Genomic DNA, 16,753 nt, shown 5'->3' on the forward strand with positions numbered 1-16,753 from the left:
CTGCCGTATAATTTTGCATTATCGGTAACAGTTTATAGTGAAGCCATAATTGAAAGACCGTTATGTCCAGTAACCTAGTTGAATCATTGATTGGAGCTCTTGTCCTTATTGTAGCGGGCTGGTTCCTAGTTTTTGCATACGAACGCACAGACGCAATGTCATCAGGTGGTTACTCACTGGTCGCAAAATTTGACCGCATTGACGGTCTGAATGTCGGTAGTGATGTTCGTATGTCAGGCATTAAAGTCGGAACTGTTATCGATCAGCGACTGGACCCTGTTACATATCAGGCCGTTGTTCAATTTTCCGTTGCACCGGGTGTAGAGCTTCCTCTGGATACTGCTGCCGCGATCTCAAGCGCAAGTTTGCTCGGCGGAAGTTATCTATCGCTATTACCTGGCGGGGAAGAAGAGTACCTCGTAGAAGGTGATGAGATTGAGGAAACGCAAGACGCGGTAGACCTTGTTGGGTTAATTGGTAAGTTTACCTCTGGCGGCAGCGATAGTGAATAAGCGGCACTATATCTTCTCAGCACTATTTTTATCGATGATATTATCCTTGCACCCAGTTGAGGCGCAAAAGGTCGATGCTGTGCCTGATGATATACTCGGCGAGAATACAATAAATCAAACACATGTGGTTTTAAGAGCGCTAGATAAAATCACAGCGCGGATTACAGAGCTTGAAATTCCGATTGGACAGGAAGAACGTTTTGGCACGCTTGCGATCTCTGTAAAATACTGTCGAACACGTTCGCCAATTGAACCGCCAGAAACCTTCGCGTATTTAATCATTGATGATGTGAAACGGGATAATAGCCGGGAAAAATCATTTGAAGGCTGGATGGTTGCATCCAGTCCTGCGCTAAATGCGCTAGAGCATCCAATTTATGATGTTTGGGTAATCAACTGTAAAACCAATTCACCTGAATAAGTCGCTGGATTGTCTGCGTCAAAAATAACATCATTCTGTTTTAAAGCGTGATTTAACTTTGAATGATAGTCGTCTCTTGATATTTCAATCGCACCAAATTGTTTAAGGTGATCGGTAACAAATTGAGTATCTAAAAGGCTGAAGCCCTTATCGATCATTCTGGCTACCAAATGCGCTAAGGCCACCTTGCTGGCATCGGTGACTGTGTGAAACATACTTTCACCGAAGAATGCGCCGTTCATGCAAACGCCGTACAGGCCACCAACAAGCTTATCATCCAGCCAACATTCAACTGAGTGAGCGTTACCTTGCTTGAAGAGGTCATAATATAAATCTTCAATACGGCCACTGATCCACGTGATTTCTCGGTCTTTGGCTGGGTTCGCACATCCTTTCATCACTTCTTGAAAGGCAGTATCAACCGTTACGGTGAACTTATTTTGCCTTATGATTTTTTTGAGCGATTTTGAAATGCGAAAGCTACTTAGGGGAATAATACCGCGTTCGTCAGGGTCGACCCAAAAAAGGGTATCATCATCCTTGTCTTCCGACATCGGAAAGATACCGTATGCATAGGCCCTTAGTAAAATTTCAGGGGTAACAACATCCCGCATGGTCGGTTTTACCCCTGAAATATATCGTGAAACATAGGTTTATTTGTCGCCAGCTAGGAACGCTTCCAACCAGTGAATATCATAATCGCCGTTTTGGAAATCCTCGTTTTCCATCAAACGAAGATGCAAAGGAATAGTGGTTGTTACACCGTCAATAACATATTCCTCAAGCGAGCGACGCAAGCGCAGCATACAGCCACTACGGCTGAACCCTGAAACGATCAATTTTGCGATCATACTGTCATAATAGGGCGGGATCTTATACCCTGCATAAACCGCACTATCGCAGCGTACATTCAGCCCACCTGGTGTGTGATACTGTGTCACTGTTCCTGGGCTTGGCATAAAGGTTTCAGGATGTTCTGCATTGATACGACATTCAATCGCGTGACCGAAGAAACGAACCATATCCTGCGTGTAGTAAAGCTTCTTGCCGGAAGCTACGCGAATTTGCTCACGCACGAGGTCGATACCAGTAATCATCTCAGTTACAGGGTGCTCAACCTGCAGACGGGTATTCATTTCGATGAAATAAAACTCACCGTCTTCATATAGAAATTCGATCGTACCTGCGCCCAGATAGCCAAAATCACCCATAGCCTTGGATACAATTCCGCCCATACGCATGCGGGTTTGTTCGTCAATCGCAGGCGAGGGAGCTTCCTCTAATACCTTTTGGTGACGCCGTTGTAGCGAACAATCCCGTTCACCAAGGTGAATACAATTGCCGTATTTATCACCAATGATCTGGAATTCGATATGGCGTGGTTTACCAAGATACTTTTCGATGTAGACTGCGTCGTCACCGAAAGCTGCTTTGGCCTCGGTTCGGCAGGCTGTAAGTGCGCCGGATAATTCTTCTTCGGTATTCACGACCTTCATACCACGACCACCACCACCAGAGGCAGCTTTTACAATAACCGGGTACCCAATTTCTGAACAAACTTTATAAGCTTCTTCATCTTCGGTGATGCCACCATCTGAACCAGGCACCACAGGAATACCTAGTTTTTTAACCGTTTCTTTCGCAGTGATCTTGTCACCCATCATCCTGATATGTTCTGGGCTTGGACCAATGAAAGCTATGCCATGTTCTTCAACAATTTCTGCAAAGCGTGCGTTTTCCGACAAGAACCCATACCCGGGGTGAACAGCGTCAGCACCGGTTATTTCAGCCGCAGAAATAATCGCAGGAATATTCAAATAACTATCAGTTGATGACGGCGGGCCGATACATACGCTTTCGTCCGCCAGGCGAACATGCATCGCATCCGCATCTGCAGTGGAGTGAATAGCAACAGTTTTGATACCCATCTCGTGGCATGCACGATGAATCCGAAGGGCAATTTCACCTCTGTTTGCAATAAGAACCTTTTTAAACATGGTTTATCCTTATTCGATAATGCAGAGGACTTCGCCGTATTCCACAGGCTGTGAATCAGAGAATAAAATCTCTTTCACTGTGCCTGATTTGGTCGAAGGAATTTGGTTCATAACCTTCATCGCTTCGATGATTAAAAGAGTGTCGCCTTCTTTAACTTTATCACCAACTTTGACAAATGCTGCTGCGTCCGGAGAAGGTGATGCATAGGCTGTTCCTACCATCGGCGCTGTAACAGCGCCTGGGTGATCGGCGGCATTGCTTGCGGCTGCTGGAGCCGCTGCAACAGGAGTCGCAGGAGCAGCAGCAACTGGCGCCGCTGCAACAGGAGCAACAGGTGCCTGAGGAGGCGCGCTATAACTTAACGTGCTTGGCACATCACGGCCAACGCGAATACGGAAATCATCTTCCTCAACTTCAATTTCTGAAAGGGTTGATTTATCAAGAAGCTCAGCAAGTTCTCTGATAAGTTCTTTATAATCGTTTAGTTTTGACATTTGGTATTATCCCTTGATCATGAACCTTGTTGCAGAAGATCGGCAAGAGCCGTAACTGCGAGTTTGTAGCCATTTGCACCGAAGCCACAAATGACGCCTGCGCTGACATCGGACACAAATGAATGGTGACGATAATCTTCGCGGGCAAAAATGTTTGATAGATGTACCTCAATCACAGGTACATCAATAGCTGCAATAGCATCGTGTATGGCAACAGATGTATGTGTATAGGCTGCGGCATTTATAATGATGCCAGCGGCACTGCGACCACCTTCCTGAATCCAGTCCACCAGTTCACCTTCGGTGTTGGTTTGCCGAAAATCGCAGGCATAGCCGCACTCGGAAGCTTTTGCAGAGGAAATTTCCTGCAAATCAGCGAGTGTGGTTTCACCGTATATATCGACTTCTCTGGTTCCAAGGAGGTTTAGATTTGGTCCATTAAGGATATAAATAAGATTATTCTTGTTATCGCTCATTTTCCAAATCCAAAAGTTTATAGATCGCTTGATGCATCCTATATAATGCCATATGCATAGTATGCAAAGCCGTAACGGCAAATTAGTTTAATTATTTGATGTCATAAGAAATTTGATATGATCACATTGATTATTAATGGTGATGAAAAACGCACAAAGGCTGGGCAAAATCTGGCTGAACTCCTGGAAAGTATGGAAATAAATCCAACGAAGGTTGCAGTTGAACGCAATAGAGAGATTGTCCCCAAATCTACCTATCATGACGTTATGATCGAAGAAGGTGATCAGTTAGAGATTGTCCATTTCATTGGTGGGGGCCTTTTAGGTCGATAAAAACATAAATATAAGAAGAGTGATATGAGTGATACTTGGAATATAGCTGGAACCGAATATTCATCTAGATTGATTGTTGGGACTGGAAAATATAAGGATTTTGAACAAACTGCTGCTGCGGTTGAAGCGTCTGGCGCTGAAATTGTTACGGTTGCTGTCCGTCGCGTTAATGTTAGTAATCCTAACGAGCCGATGCTTGTCGATTATTTGGACCCGAAAAAAATCACGTATCTGCCGAATACCGCGGGTTGTTTTACGGCTGATGACGCCGTTCGGACCTTGCGTTTGGCGCGTGAAGCTGGTGGTTGGGACCTTGTGAAACTTGAAGTGCTTGGAAACCAGAAAACACTGTATCCTGATATGCCTGCAACATTTGAGGCCGCTGAGGCTCTTATCAAGGATGGCTTCAAAGTTATGGTTTATACTAACGATGACCCGATAGCAGCGAAGCGGCTAGAGGAAATGGGCTGCGTCGCTATTATGCCACTCGGTGCTCCGATCGGCTCTGGCTTAGGAGTGCAAAATCCGGTTCAAATTAGGCTTATTATCGAAGAAGCAAAAGTACCTGTGTTGGTAGATGCAGGTGTTGGAACGGCTTCTGAAGCCTCCGTTGCTATGGAGCTTGGCTGCGACGGTGTGTTGATGAATACGGCAATTGCAGAGGCCAAAGACCCAATTTTAATGGCACGTGCGATGAAACTGGCAGTAGAAAGTGGTCGTTTGGCCTATCTCGCTGGCCGTATGCCCAAGCGATTATATGCGGACCCAAGTTCGCCTTTAGCTGGATTGATTTAAAAACCGGTTTTTAGGTACAAGGTTACGCGCAATGCTTCGCATAAAAAAAAGGGCCGTTCGGCCCTTTTAATTTAGCTATTCTATTTTACCTACCAGAGGCTTGCTTTGCTTTTGAACGTGCCCTGGCAATCGCAGCCTTCATGCTGCCGATACCTTCTGCTCCCAAAAGAACGCTATCACCGATAATATAGCCAGGAGTTCCTTCAAAGCCGATGTCGCGGCCAATCGCCAAAACATTCTCGATCCGTTTGTCGATGAGTTTGCTTTGCATATCAGACTTTAGGCGGAGAACATCAAGGCCAACTGATTGTGCAATCTGATAAACACCGTCTTCAGTTAATGAGCCAGCTGACGTCATGAGAGCCTTGTGAAATTCACCAAACTTTCCTTGCTTTTGAGACGCAAGCGCCGCGCGTGCAGCAATCCTGGAAACTGGTGCTGCATCAGGGCGGTCCAGAACCGGGAATTGTTGTGGTACAAACCGAATATTTTTGTCTTCTTCCAAAAGTGGAAGGATTGCAGAGGCAAAATGACGGCGACAAAAGCCGCAACGATAATCAAAAAATTCAACAATAGTAACATCACCGTTCGGATTGCCAAGCACAGTGGCTTCCGGGTCATTTTCCAGATATCCACGGTAAAGATTTACCTGTGACAACATATTTGCTGTTTGGCGTTGACGCTGGAATTGTTGAATGGCCTGAATGACGATTTCAGGATTGTTTGCAAGATACTCCTGAATAACAGACTCAATTTTTTGACGCTCGTCATCAGAAACGTTCTGAGCGAAGGCTGTCTGTAGCGACGTAGCGATAATAAGCAAGGACGCTGTTATTCCAGACAATAGAAACTTTTTCATAAGTGAGTACTCTTTTATTATTAATTAGCTATGTAATTGTTTGTGAGAAATGTAGTTAGCGCCTGCGGCGACGGCCCTTTTGTCGCTCGATTGCCTGTTCGGCAAATACCAGTATATCCTGTGCTCTTAGCCATTCTGGCGTCCCTTGCTTAAGGCCTTTCACGGCTTGACTGGCGTGATAAGCTGCTTGTCCGGCACCGCCAACTGCATAGAAGCGCTCGGCTGTTGCAAGGCTTGCCTCTGGTGTTTTCTCTAGCCAGCTATAGGCTTTCGCTAAATTAAACCAGGCAAACGCATTACCGCGGTCTTTTCTTGTTGCATCTTCAAGAATTGGAATAGCGCGCTCCATCAAAGCATTGTCTTCCAATGACACAAGCGCCTGACCCAGTGCAGTCATAATCAAGGGTTGGTTATTGGAATAGTGGGCAGCCCGCTCAAAAACAGGGACCGCTTCCTTAACCTTGCCTTGCTCGAAAAGAATTTGACCTTTTATTTCATAATAATAAGGGTTTTCAGGCTCCTCGCGCAGCAAAGAATCTACTTCCCGCATCGCTAAATCCCATTCAAGAGCTTTGTGGTAAGCATAAACACGGGCATACCGAGCAGACTGGGACTGATCTGATAAAGGATATAATCTAAGGGTGCGCTGTGGGCCATAAAGGTAACCGGCCAGCTTAGCTTTGATCCGGTTGAACTGTTCGTTATGTTTTTTATTTGGCGGTGCACGGAAATAGGGGCTTTTAGAAACGCCTTCCTGCAAGGATAGAATACGTTGACGGTTCAGTGGGTGGCTTCGCACATATGGGTCTTGACGAATTTGCGCCAATATCTCTTGATCACGCAACTTGTCGAAAAACTGTATTAACCCACGACCTGATACACCAGCGGCTTCAAGATATTGAATGCCAGCAATATCAGCCGAGCTTTCTTGGACACGATTATAAGCGAGATACTGTCGCTGTGCTACCGATTGACCGGCAGAGATGATACCAATGCCTGCATCCGGGCTACCCGCAAGAATTGCGGCAGCACCCAAGACAAGTGATGTAAGTGCCGTTGCGGTAGACGCTGTGGCATAGTCACTATTGCGTACCAAGTGACCTCCCGCGATATGGCCTGTCTCATGTGCTATTACGCCGATAAGTTGGTTTACATCATCAGAGGCAAGCATAAGGCCTGAATGGATGAAAATATTTTGCCCGCCCGTTACAAAGGCATTCAAAGACTGGTCGCCGAGCAGATACATATTCACTGATGCAGGGGTTAAGCCAGCGGCTTCAAATATTGGGTCGGACACATCCCTGAAAAAGGCTTCTGTTTCTGCGTCACGGAGAAGGCTTTGTGCGTGGCTTGGTAGTACGAATACTAGTATAGCCAAAATACTGTATAAAAATTTACGCGGCGTATATTTCAACAGGCCTCTCCATAGTTTTAAGTGTATAAACTATTCGCTTCATTCCTTAAGGTCAATGTGCATCCCTTGACAAGCGTGTGATCAGTATATGAACAAATCATGGCATAGATATGGAGTAGAAAAAAGGCGCTAAAAATAGCGCCTTTTGATTGAGTAAGGATGTTGGCCTAGCCAAACGTTCGTTGCCACCAGCCTTTTCGTTTTGGCTTGTCTTCGCTCGGTACATCGTCAACCGATTTAGCTTCTGGCTTGGGTGCTGACGCTGCTTTGGGTTCTGTTTCAGTTTTTACAGGTTCAGAACCCGAAGATTTTGATGTAGACTTTTCTGCACCCTCAGTTTTTGCAGAAGCAATTTCCTTCCGCGATGCGCTATCAGCACTATCTGCTTCAGGTTTTGCCTTCTTTGTACTTCTGCGCCTGCGAGGTTTAGGGGCTTCTTCGGTTTTTGCTTCCGTATCTGTGCCAGCGTTTTCTGAAACGGTATTTTCCTTATTACCCTCATTATCATCAGTTTTCTTACGGCGTGTACGCGGTTTGCGCTTAGGCTTTTCTTCTGATGTTGATGCCTCTTCTGGCGAGTCAGATTTGGCTTCTGATTCTGTCAATTGTGCATCGTTGCTATCGTCAGACTTTTTAACACGGCGACGTCGGCGTCTGGGTTTTTCCTCTGAAGGGGTTTCTTCCGAAGAGTCAGCGTTTTCAGTAGGTTTCTCATTGTCTGAAACCTCAGCAGTTTTTTCAGCTTTTGGCTTACGGACTCTTCTGCGGCGAGGTTTAGGCTGGCTACCATCAGTTTCTTCGCTTGGGGCTTCCTGCGTAACTTGCTCGTTTTCTGATGGCAGGTTCGTACCTGAAGTTTCGGCAGCGTCGCTAGCGTCAGCAGAGTTTGAGCTATCAGTTTCATTCTCGCCCGAGGTTTCATTTTGCTGTTGATCACGATCCTGACGATTGCGGTTTCTGCCGCCACGACGTCCGCGACGCCTGCGTGAGCGCTCCCGCTTGTTCTCATCGTTATTCTCTTCAGAACTATCAGCTTCTGTAGTCTCTGGCTCTTCGTCATTTGAAGCTACGTCAGAGGCTTGCTGATTATCTGTGCGATTATCGTCGCCTCTTCTTTTCCTGCGACGACGGCGGCGCTTACGCTGCGGCTTATCGCTATCATTGTCACCTGACTTAGATTGTGCTCCATCGCTACTACCATCGGTTTCGTCGGCGTCGATACTTCCGATAGATACAACTGTTTCCTTAGCGGCATTGGCGGCAGATTGTTGCTCTGCGGTTGCGGCTTCACGTGTAATTTCTAGGTTTGATGGACCAAAATCAGATTTTGCCAGAACCTCTACATAAAAATTATAACGTTTCTCTAGGTCTGCGATAATTTTGCGTTTCTTGTTCAATAGGTAAACGGCAACATCTGGGCATACCGTTACCCGAACCACTGAACTTCTGGCACGGATACCTTCTTCCTCAAGGTTACGAAGCACGGTAAGTGCCGCAGACTCGATCGAACGAACAACCCCGGTTCCTTCGCATGACGGGCATGTTTCCATGCTGGCTTCGAGTAGGTTAGGGCGAAGGCGCTGGCGTGACATTTCCATTAGGCCAAAGCTCGAAATACGACCAACTTGAATACGGGCGCGATCCGATTTTAGAACTTCCTTCATCCGGCGTTCAACGGCGCGGTTGTTGCTGCGCTCTTCCATATCGATGAAGTCGATCACAACAAGGCCAGCCATATCGCGAAGTTTAAGCTGACGTGCAACTTCTTCCGCCGCTTCTAGGTTGGTTTTAATCGCGGTTTCTTCGATATTATGTTCTTTGGTCGAACGGCCAGAATTCACATCAATCGATATCAGCGCCTCGGTTGGGTTGATGACAATATACCCACCCGACTTAAGCTGAACGATCGGCTGATACATTGCCTCAAGGTGGCTCTCGACCTGATAGCGATGGAAGAGGGGGATATGATCTTTATAATGCTGAACCTTTTTGGAGTGGCTTGGCATAAGAAGCTTCATAAAGTCTTTTGCTGCGCGGTAACCCCGCTCCCCTTCAACTAATACTTCGTCAATATCACGCGTATATTGATCACGGATGGTCCGCTTGATCAGGTTGGCTTCTTCGTAAACCAGCGTTGGTGCGATTGACTGTAGTGTGAGGTCGCGGATTTCATTCCAAAGACGCAATAGATATTCGTAATCACGCTTGATTTCACTTTTGGTGCGTTTCAAGCCCGCTGTTCTGATGATCAGCCCCATATCATCATCAACATTCAGGCTATTGATAATGCTTTTGAGTTTTCTACGATCTGATGAATTTGAAATTTTTCTGCTGATACCACCTGAATGTGTTGAATTTGGCATCAGTACACAGTACCGGCCCGCAAGCGATAGGTAGGTTGTTAGCGCAGCGCCTTTGTTTCCGCGTTCTTCCTTGGCAACCTGTATCAAGAGTACCTGACGTTTTTTGATAACTTCCTGGATACTATATTTGCGCTTCATCGCCTTCAGGGCATAACGACGGGCGCGGGCTTCTGCGATTTCCTGATCACGTTCGGCATCGTCGGTTTCTTGTGTTTCAACTTCTTCAGCTTCGTCGTCGATATCGTCCGAGTTATCTTCAGTTTCATCTTCGTCACCGCTAGACGTTTCTTCGTCGTCAGAAGAATCTTCATCTTCAACTGAAGTGTTATCGTCTACTGTATCTAAAGCGCTGTCTCCGTTATCAGAACCATCAACTTCTTCAGTTATGACCTCAGTTGAGGCAGCTTCTGCGACAGTATTATTTTCTGCGTTATCTTCAGTATCTTCTTCGCTCTCTTCAGTAGACGAAGTTTCTTTTGAACGTGCTTTCTCAAATGCAGCGTCCTCTTCGGCTTGCTGCTGCTGAATAGCTGCAAGTTCAGCCGCAACTAATTCTGCGCGGTCTTCTGCTGGAATTTGATAATAGTCTGGGTGGATTTCACTAAAAGCAAGAAACCCATGGCGGTTACCACCGTATTCAACAAAGGCAGCTTGAAGCGAAGGCTCTATTCGCGTCACGCGCGCTAGATAAATATTTCCTTTCAGTTGTCTTCTTGTTGATGATTCGTAATCAAAATCCTCTACGCGGTTACCTTTAACAATAGTAACCCGGGTCTCCTCAGAGTGCCGGGCATCAATAAGCATACGTGTTGACATAAAGTGTCTCTCCAAACAGAAAAACGCGCCTGCAACCTCTGAATTCTATGAGGGGCGTCTGTTTTTCCGGGCGTGGTAAATAATATGTATCGAGATACAGTGTGATAGTGCCGTTCAGAATTTGGAACGGTTTGGACAAGTCTTTGATGCGAGTAGGCCGTAAAAAGGTTTTGATGCAACAAATATGAATGCAGCATCATTGCAATATGATAAACAGGTGCGCAAAGCCTTGGGGCCATTGCCGTTTCTTGTCCTTTGTTGGGCTTTGGTATCCATCCCGCCAGCATTCAGCATAAATATAGCTGGCAGCGATTGGTTTCTTCAAAGCCGGGTCCGGCAAATAATTGCCAAACCGATAAACTCGCAATTGAAAGATAAGCATATATTCTGTCTATTACAATGGAAATAAACGCTATTCGTGCTTTTTATTTTAACTTTAATGCAATAATCATTATGTTAATGAAAAAAGCGATAATGTTTGTCCATATTTTTGACACATAAAAGCGAACTATATGCAGGATAGTAAAGTTAGGATAAGTAAAAGTGCATAGATACTTTAGGCAAATTGCAGTCTTTGTTTGCCTTACACACATCCTCAGCTATTTGGCTTACGGGGATGTAACGGGTATTCGTTTTGGTCAAAACGGCGACACAACTCGTGTTGTTCTGGACATGACTGTTAAAGTTGAACCTGGAATATTCCTGCTAGCAAATCCTAATCGTGTTGTTATCGACCTTCCGGCCAATGATTGGCGGGCTTCTGACAATGTGAATACACCGGGTATAGTTGACGGCTATCGCCATGGGCTCTTTAATACAGGTACATATAGAATTGTATTGGACCTTAATGGCCCCGCAACTGTAAAGAAGTCATTCTATATTCCGCCGCGAAGTGGCTACAGTCACCGATTAGTCCTTGACCTTCAAACAAGTTCAGAAAGTAATTTCCTGAGGGCTGTTGAAGATAGTAAGGAAAAACGGCGAAAATTGATCGCAAAGGCGGTTAAACAATCACCGTCAGTAGCGACTATTCCAAGAACAAATGGAAAAAGATTAATTGTTATCGATCCGGGGCACGGCGGTGTTGACCCTGGCACACTTGGCGTTTTGGGTGTGAACGAAAATGTTATTGTTCTGAAAATTGCCAAAATGATCAAAGAGGTTTTGGAAGCAACTGGGCGATATGATGTTCACCTAACCCGTTCCACGAATGTTTATATTCCCCACCGACAGCGCTATGATATTGCAAAACGCATGAATGCAGACTTGTTTGTAAGTATTCATGCAGATGCGATAGCTAACCCAAAAGTTCGGGGAGGAACCATATACACCCTTAGCGAAAAGGCCTCTGACCGTGAAGCCGCTCGTTTAGCCGCGAAAGAAAACAGATCAGATATTATAGCGGGGTTGGATTTGGCGACCGCTAATGATGATGTATCAAATATTCTTATTGACCTTGCGCAGCGGGAGACGATGAATTTGTCTGCCCAGTTCGCTGAGACACTGTTGCCAGAAATGCGGGCACAGGTAAAAATGCTCAAGCGTGGGCACAGATATGCGAACCTCTTGGTTCTGAAGTCACCAGATGTTCCTTCAATTTTGCTTGAAACTGGCTATCTGACCAATAGGGAGGATGCGCGGCTTCTCAATAGTCGTGATGGTCAGCGCCGCATAGCCTTGGCGCTCCGCAGAGGCTTAGACAAATATTTTACTGAGCAAGCTGCCCTTGGCCGCTAACTAGAATATAAGTATTTATTCTCTGTATTTGTCACGTCGTTGCCGTATTTGCAGGCTAATCAACAGGAAGAAAAATTAGGAACTCAGGCACTGCCAAGATTATAGCGTAGCTTTGCCTTGTTCATCCGATAGAAGCGATATATGAATAACAGCTATGTCTGGCACTAAACAAAATACAAATACGGCGCATAAAAAGCCGCTTTGGCGACGGTTGTTAAAGTTTGCTATGGTCACGAGCCTAGTGGGTTTCGTTTCGGTTGGTGTTCTTATCCTGTGGGCGATTATTCACTATGGTCGTGATTTGCCGGATTATAGACAATTGGAAAGTTACGAACCCGCAGTTGTTACCCGGGTGCATGCTGGCGATGGTTCTTTGCTCAAGGAATATTCGACGAAACCGCGTATATTCGTTCCAATCAATGCAGTTCCGGATGAGTTAATTGAAGCATTTTTGTCGGCTGAAGATAAAAACTTTTATAATCATAGTGGACTTGATTATTTGGGAATGATCAGGGGTAACCTTAGAAACATTTATAATCTTGCTTCAGGGCGACCGCTTCAAGGTGGCTCAACAATAACCCAGCAAGTTGCCAAGAATTTCCTTTTGACATCAGATCAAAAGCTTGACCGAAAAATCAAAGAAATGATTTTGACGCTCAGGATTGAGCGTGCGTTCAGCAAGGATCATATCCTCGAATTATATTTGAATGAAATTAATTTTGGAAATCGTTCGTACGGGGTTGCGGCGGCTGCGTTGAATTACTTCAATAAAGCCCTGAATGAACTAACAACTGCTGAGATGGCGTTTTTGGCGGCATTGCCGAAAGCACCGAACAGGTACCATCCAGTGCGCCGGAAAGCACGCGCCAAAGGCAGGCGTGATTGGGTTCTAAGCCGTATGTTTGCAAATGGCTATATTGATGAAGCCGAGTATAATCAGGCTTTAGCGGAAGACCTGGTTGTAAGGCCAAGGTCGGGACATTCTGAATTTAAAGCAGAATATTTTACTGAGGCCGTGCGTCGAAAAGTGAATAGTTTTTATGGCAATACAGTCCTTTATGAAGGTGGACTGTCTGTAAGGACATCCTTAGAACCGCGACTACAGGCTGTTGCGGAAAAAACACTGCGTGATGGTTTGGTTAGCTATGACCGCAGGCATGGCTGGCGCGGACGGATATCAAAAATAACAATAGATGATAATTGGATCGATAGCTTAAAGTCTAAAAAACGATCGCTTGGAATTCCTTCATGGCAACTTGCTGCGGTGCATGAAGTGCGCGAGGAAGGAGCTCTGATAGGCCTTATGGATGGCGGCTTTGGGTTCGTTCCGTTCGAGCAAGTTGAATGGGCAAGGAAATGGCGTACCGGCGAGCGCTTAGGCCCCAAGGTTAAAGATACAGCCGAAGTATTGGCCTTGGGCGATGTTATTGTTGTCGAAGCCCTATCAAATAGGGAACCAGTAACCATTGATGATTTTTGGGATCAGTCTGGAAACCCGATAACTGACGTTCCTGTTTATTCACTTCAGCAAATCCCGGCAATCGAAGGGGCGCTTGTTGCCATGGATCCACACACGGGGCGTGTGCTGGCGATGGTTGGTGGCTTTGATTATAATTCCAGTCAATATAACCGCGCAGTTCAGGCAAAACGCCAACCGGGTTCCGCCTTCAAACCCTTTGTTTATGCAGCTGCGCTTGATAAAGGTTTTACACCAGCGAGCTTGGTTCTGGATGCCCCGTTTGTTATTAATCAAGGGCAGGGCTTAGGACGATGGAAGCCGAAAAATAGCTCAAATAAATTTTATGGTCCAAGCACCCTCCGGCTGGGTATCGAGAAATCAAGAAATTTGATGACTGTGCGGTTGGCGCAAAATATTGGTATGCGCAGTGTGTTTGAATATGCGGATCGATTTGGTCTTGCAGATAACATGGAACCAAATCTCGCGGCGTCGCTTGGAGCAGCAGAAGTGACCGTTATGGATATTACGGCAGCTTATGGCATGCTTGTAAATGGCGGGAAAAAAATCACTCCTTCCCTTATTGACCGAATTCAGGATCGCCGCGGCGCTACAATATATAAACATGATGAGCGTGAATGCGGTGATTGCACACTTAATCTCTCTGTTGGGGAAGAGCTAGGTTACGACGTTAGTCGTAGTTTCGAAGAACCAAGGCTTCCTGAAAATCGTGATCAAATTATTGATCCTAAAACTGCTTTTCAGCTCGTCACGATGATGCAGGGTGTTGTTGAAAATGGAACGGGTCGTAAAATTAAAGTGCTCAGAAAACCACTAGCAGGCAAAACAGGAACAACCGACGATTCCTTTGATGCATGGTTTGTTGGATTTTCCGCCGATATGGTTGTTGGCGTTTTCACTGGTTTTGACCGCCCGCGTTCGCTTGGCCGTTTTGAAGAGGGTTCGAGCGTTGCAGTTCCGATTTTCCGCGATTTCATGCAAGGGGCCCTTAAGGATACACCAGGTATTCCCTTTCGCATGCCATCGGGTATTCGTCTCGTCAGGATTAACGCTGAAACTGGCGCTCCTGCTAAGCCTGGGGACAAGAATGTGATCCTTGAAGCCTTTAAGCCTGGAACCGAACCACGGCCCGGACAGGTTGCAGTACTTGACGGCTCGCTCCCAGTTGGTAAAACCACCATAAGAAAAGGGTCCGGCGGCGTTTATTAAAACGAAGCCAGGCTTTCCACAAAATACCACTCTATTATAGAAAGAGAATTTATGCGCGCGGAAGCACAGGCTATCGTCGACAACCTCAAGCAGTCACTTGCACTGCTGAGGAGGCATCTTTGACTGGGATCAAGCTATACTAAGACTTGATGAGTTAAATACACTCGCGGAAGACCCTGACCTTTGGAATGATCCTGCAAATGCCCAGAAGCTAATGCGTGAGCGCACTCGCCTGGACGACGCAATCGGGGCTGTTCAGGAAATCGAGCAAGACCTCGCTGACAATCAGGAAATTATCGAACTCGCCGATATGGAAGGCGATAGTGATATGGCGATGGAAGCTGAGGAAGCGCTCTCTGGTTTGCTGGACCGTGCTAAAACAGCAGAGCTTGCGGCGCTCCTTTCAGGTGAAGCAGACGGCAATGATACATACATCGAAATTAATTCTGGCGCAGGTGGTACGGAATCACAGGACTGGGCCAGTATGTTATTCAGAATGTATTTCCGCTGGGCAGAGAAAAAAGGACATAAAGTCGAAACCGTTGAATATTCAGATGGCGAGGAAGCGGGGATAAAATCCGCAACCTTGCTCGTGAAGGGTGAGAACGCTTTTGGCTGGTTAAAGACCGAATCTGGCGTGCATCGATTGGTGCGTATTTCACCGTTTGATTCGAATGCGCGGCGTCATACAAGCTTTGCTTCTGTGTGGGTATATCCGGTAATTGACGATTCTATCGATATTGAAATCAGCGAATCTGATCTTAAAATTGATACCTACCGTGCAAGCGGTGCTGGTGGTCAGCACGTGAATACAACAGACTCGGCGGTTCGTATTACACACCTGCCGTCCAAGATTGTTGTTCAGTGTCAGAATGAGCGATCACAGCATAAGAATAAAGCAACTGCGATGGGAATGCTGAAGGCGCGGCTTTATGAAGAAGAACTGCGCCGCCGTGAAGAAGAAGCAAATGCTGTTCATTCGCAAAAGACAGAGATCGGATGGGGGCATCAAATCCGTTCTTATGTGCTACAGCCGTATCAAATGGTGAAAGACCTTAGGACAGGCGAAGAATCGACACAGCCGCAGAATGTTCTGGATGGTGATCTTGATAAATTTATGGCTGCTGCACTTGCCGCCCGCGTTCACGGCGAAAATGCTGACGTGAGTGATATCGAATAATTTTAAATTGATTGGGAGTTATGAAATGGCAGAAGAAAAAAGTGAAAAACAGGAACAACAATCCGAGCAACTGAGTAGAACGCTGTTTGATGCGCGGAAGGTGTTCATTGTTGGAGAGATTGATAAGGATATAGCCCTTAAAACCTGTGCGACTTTGCATGCTATGGCGCATATTTCAAACGATCCGATCACTGTAATTCTTTCGTCTCCCGGCGGCCATGTGGAGTCTGGCGATATGATCCATGATACAATCAAGTTTATAACGCCTGACGTTCGGATTTTAGCGACCGGTTGGGCAGCGAGTGCAGGGGCCTTGATTTTTGCGGCTGCTAACAGAGAAAATAGACTCTCAACACCTAACACCAGGTTTTTGCTGCATCAGCCAAGTGGCGGTGTTGCTGGAGATGCAACCAATATTGATATTCAAGCTAAACAGATTGTTATTATGCGTTCGCGCTTGAACCAGATTTTCGCAGATGCAACAGGTCAAACAATTGAGAAAATTGAAGCTGATATGGACCGTGATTACTGGATGACTGCTTCAGAAGCGGTTGAATATGGGCTTGTTGGTAAAATTGTCGATAGTGAAGCGAATATGTAGTAATTAAGTTCTTAGAAAATAAGAAAAAAGCCCGCGAAAGATTGCGGGCTTTTTTATAAGTGTAGAAT

Annotated in this window: 13 protein-coding genes and 1 pseudogene; 7 read left to right on the plus strand and 7 right to left on the minus strand. The window is 45.9% G+C overall.

What is annotated here, in order from left to right:
- Window positions 1-62: 62 nt before the first annotated feature.
- Both mlaD and KFF44_RS08275 read left to right on the plus strand, forming a co-directional pair.
- Window positions 63-512, plus strand: coding sequence for an outer membrane lipid asymmetry maintenance protein MlaD (mlaD, locus tag KFF44_RS08270; protein ID WP_255933278.1), 450 nt, complete (start codon window positions 63-65; stop codon window positions 510-512).
- Window positions 505-933, plus strand: a complete 429-nt coding sequence (locus KFF44_RS08275) for a DUF2155 domain-containing protein (RefSeq protein ID WP_255933280.1) — start codon at window positions 505-507, stop codon at window positions 931-933. The genes mlaD and KFF44_RS08275 overlap by 8 nt, the downstream gene beginning before the upstream one ends.
- On the opposite strand, the gene aat is transcribed toward KFF44_RS08275, so the two are convergent.
- From aat to aroQ, 4 genes are read right to left on the minus strand one after another with little or no spacing between them, the layout of a single operon-like run.
- Window positions 888-1,547, minus strand: coding sequence for a leucyl/phenylalanyl-tRNA--protein transferase (gene aat, locus KFF44_RS08280; protein WP_255933281.1), 660 nt, complete (start codon window positions 1,545-1,547; stop codon window positions 888-890). The genes KFF44_RS08275 and aat overlap by 46 nt on opposite strands.
- A gap of 39 nt (window positions 1,548-1,586) precedes the next feature.
- On the minus strand, window positions 1,587-2,930 hold the full coding sequence (accC, locus tag KFF44_RS08285; protein ID WP_255933282.1) for an acetyl-CoA carboxylase biotin carboxylase subunit: 1,344 nt from the start codon (window positions 2,928-2,930) through the stop codon (window positions 1,587-1,589).
- Window positions 2,931-2,939: 9 nt separating this feature from the next.
- On the minus strand, window positions 2,940-3,425 hold the full coding sequence (gene accB, locus KFF44_RS08290; RefSeq protein ID WP_255933283.1) for an acetyl-CoA carboxylase biotin carboxyl carrier protein: 486 nt from the start codon (window positions 3,423-3,425) through the stop codon (window positions 2,940-2,942).
- Window positions 3,426-3,442: 17 nt separating this feature from the next.
- On the minus strand, window positions 3,443-3,901 hold the full coding sequence (aroQ, locus tag KFF44_RS08295; RefSeq protein ID WP_255933285.1) for a type II 3-dehydroquinate dehydratase: 459 nt from the start codon (window positions 3,899-3,901) through the stop codon (window positions 3,443-3,445).
- Between the two features lie 117 nt (window positions 3,902-4,018).
- On the opposite strand from aroQ, the pseudogene thiS reads away from it, so the two are divergent.
- Window positions 4,019-5,029: pseudogene (gene thiS, locus KFF44_RS08305) on the plus strand (sulfur carrier protein ThiS).
- Between the two features lie 85 nt (window positions 5,030-5,114).
- Here the strand turns inward: thiS and KFF44_RS08310 are convergent.
- The 3 genes from KFF44_RS08310 to KFF44_RS08320 all read right to left on the minus strand — a co-directional run bounded on the left by KFF44_RS08310 (window position 5,115) and on the right by KFF44_RS08320 (window position 10,481).
- Window positions 5,115-5,888 (minus strand): DsbA family protein, encoded by a 774-nt coding sequence (locus KFF44_RS08310; RefSeq protein WP_255933289.1) that lies wholly within the window; start codon window positions 5,886-5,888, stop codon window positions 5,115-5,117.
- 55 nt (window positions 5,889-5,943) lie between these two features.
- Complete coding sequence (locus KFF44_RS08315; RefSeq protein WP_255933290.1) at window positions 5,944-7,302, minus strand: M48 family metalloprotease; 1,359 nt, start codon at window positions 7,300-7,302, stop codon at window positions 5,944-5,946.
- A gap of 167 nt (window positions 7,303-7,469) precedes the next feature.
- On the minus strand, window positions 7,470-10,481 hold the full coding sequence (locus KFF44_RS08320; RefSeq protein WP_255933291.1) for an Rne/Rng family ribonuclease: 3,012 nt from the start codon (window positions 10,479-10,481) through the stop codon (window positions 7,470-7,472).
- A gap of 543 nt (window positions 10,482-11,024) precedes the next feature.
- Between KFF44_RS08320 and KFF44_RS08325 the strand changes: the two genes are divergently transcribed.
- The 4 genes from KFF44_RS08325 to KFF44_RS08340 all read left to right on the plus strand — a co-directional run bounded on the left by KFF44_RS08325 (window position 11,025) and on the right by KFF44_RS08340 (window position 16,685).
- Window positions 11,025-12,218: an N-acetylmuramoyl-L-alanine amidase gene (locus KFF44_RS08325; protein ID WP_255933292.1), complete on the plus strand. Its 1,194-nt coding sequence runs from the start codon at window positions 11,025-11,027 to the stop codon at window positions 12,216-12,218.
- Window positions 12,219-12,372: 154 nt separating this feature from the next.
- Complete coding sequence (locus tag KFF44_RS08330) at window positions 12,373-14,904, plus strand: penicillin-binding protein 1A (protein WP_255933293.1); 2,532 nt, start codon at window positions 12,373-12,375, stop codon at window positions 14,902-14,904.
- A 51-nt stretch (window positions 14,905-14,955) separates the two neighbouring features.
- Window positions 14,956-16,084, plus strand: a protein-coding gene (gene prfB / locus KFF44_RS08335; RefSeq protein ID WP_255933294.1) for a peptide chain release factor 2 whose coding sequence is annotated in 2 segments (ribosomal slippage) — window positions 14,956-15,024 and window positions 15,026-16,084 — 1,128 coding nt in all. Because the reading frame shifts where the segments join, the coding sequence is not laid out codon by codon here.
- Window positions 16,085-16,109: 25 nt separating this feature from the next.
- Window positions 16,110-16,685, plus strand: a complete 576-nt coding sequence (locus KFF44_RS08340) for an ATP-dependent Clp protease proteolytic subunit (protein WP_255933296.1) — start codon at window positions 16,110-16,112, stop codon at window positions 16,683-16,685.
- The last annotated feature ends 68 nt before the right edge of the window (window positions 16,686-16,753 follow it).

It is taken from the genome of Kordiimonas sp. SCSIO 12610 (assembly GCF_024398015.1).
Lineage (GTDB): Bacteria > Pseudomonadota > Alphaproteobacteria > Sphingomonadales > Kordiimonadaceae > CANLMI01.

Coding starts and splice junctions, on each gene's coding strand:
- mlaD (WP_255933278.1), top strand. CDS start 63: ATGTCCAGTAACCTAGTTGAATCATTGATTGGAGCTCTTGTCCTTATT.
- aat (WP_255933281.1), bottom strand. CDS start 1,547: ATGCGGGATGTTGTTACCCCTGAAATTTTACTAAGGGCCTATGCATAC.
- accC (WP_255933282.1), bottom strand. CDS start 2,930: ATGTTTAAAAAGGTTCTTATTGCAAACAGAGGTGAAATTGCCCTTCGG.
- accB (WP_255933283.1), bottom strand. CDS start 3,425: ATGTCAAAACTAAACGATTATAAAGAACTTATCAGAGAACTTGCTGAG.
- aroQ (WP_255933285.1), bottom strand. CDS start 3,901: ATGAGCGATAACAAGAATAATCTTATTTATATCCTTAATGGACCAAAT.
- KFF44_RS08310 (WP_255933289.1), bottom strand. CDS start 5,888: ATGAAAAAGTTTCTATTGTCTGGAATAACAGCGTCCTTGCTTATTATC.
- KFF44_RS08320 (WP_255933291.1), bottom strand. CDS start 10,481: ATGTCAACACGTATGCTTATTGATGCCCGGCACTCTGAGGAGACCCGG.
- KFF44_RS08330 (WP_255933293.1), top strand. CDS start 12,373: ATGTCTGGCACTAAACAAAATACAAATACGGCGCATAAAAAGCCGCTT.
- KFF44_RS08340 (WP_255933296.1), top strand. CDS start 16,110: ATGGCAGAAGAAAAAAGTGAAAAACAGGAACAACAATCCGAGCAACTG.